At 58.5% G+C, this 1,026-nt stretch carries 1 protein-coding gene; it reads right to left on the bottom strand.

What is annotated here, in order from left to right:
- Positions 1 to 134: 134 nt before the first annotated feature.
- The coding region (locus BO1_RS48850; RefSeq protein ID WP_218002885.1) for a phage late control D family protein at positions 135 to 1,026 on the bottom strand (892 nt) is incomplete at its 5' end.

The following is a 1,026-nucleotide window of genomic DNA, read 5'->3' as shown; positions in this document are numbered from 1 at the left end:
CGGGCTGGGCGTACTCGGCGGGCTCGTAGGACTGGAGGCGCCCATGGAAATTCGTTTGACTTTCGTCTTCGCCTTTCACGCTGTACTGCGCGCGATAGGACAGACTGTTGCGGCTCAGCCGGGGCGATATGTAGCTATGATCGGTGACAGTTATCTTTTCGACCGCGACCGACGTGCGCCACGACAGATCCGCAATGTGCACCCGCTGGTGGTGGCCGCCCTTGGGGACGATACTCCAGCGTGTCATAGGGTAGGCTTTGTTCCTGGCAGCCGCGCATGTTGTCGGCAATGACGAGTACGTGCTTTTCGTCGTGGTGCTCGAACCAGACCACATAACCGAATTCCTCGCACAGCCGCATGCAGAAGTCCCAATCCGTTTCCCACGCCTGCCGGATAAAGTCACGCTCGAATGCGTTGTGCCTGAGGTCGAGACCCTGGTCGAAACGGAACTCGATATCGTTGCTGTACTTCGACAGAACGTCTCGGAGGATTTTGGGGATCCACGCATCCATGCCAACAAAGACACGCGAGTTCTTGCACAGCGTTGCGCGCCACCACCACGGGCGGATCACGAATTGATAGACGAGCGCATCGCCCTCGGTGCCGCTGATCTCCGCTGACTCGACCATGCCGCTGATTTCGCGCTCTCCGGTGCGGTCGCGCTTCGTCAGGGGCCAATAGCGACGATGTTCTTTTTCATAAGCATCGCTGAAGATGAGCGTGATCTGGGTTCCCTTGATGGCGTCGAGATCAATCGCATAGTCGTCGTTGCCGAAATATTTTGGATCGTGGACTGAGCGGTATGCCTCGATGTGATATTCGAAAAGCTGTCCGATTGCCTCGGTGCCCCAAACGCGCTGGGGCAACGCACGTCCTGCCGGAATTCTTTTTGCTGCCTGCGCCACTCCAGGACGACGACACGTTCGGGCAACTCGGGGCCGTGCATCCGTACCGGGCTGCGATAGTTTCTGAGGGTGCAGACGTAATCGGGCCACATGATCACGATGCCCCTTGCAGCGTCGCGCC

Origin of the sequence: Paraburkholderia oxyphila NBRC 105797, assembly GCF_000685075.1 — a bacterium.
GTDB lineage: Bacteria > Pseudomonadota > Gammaproteobacteria > Burkholderiales > Burkholderiaceae > Paraburkholderia > Paraburkholderia oxyphila.
Note: the sequence above shows the minus strand (reverse complement) of the source record. Positions and strands in the feature narration are given on the sequence as shown.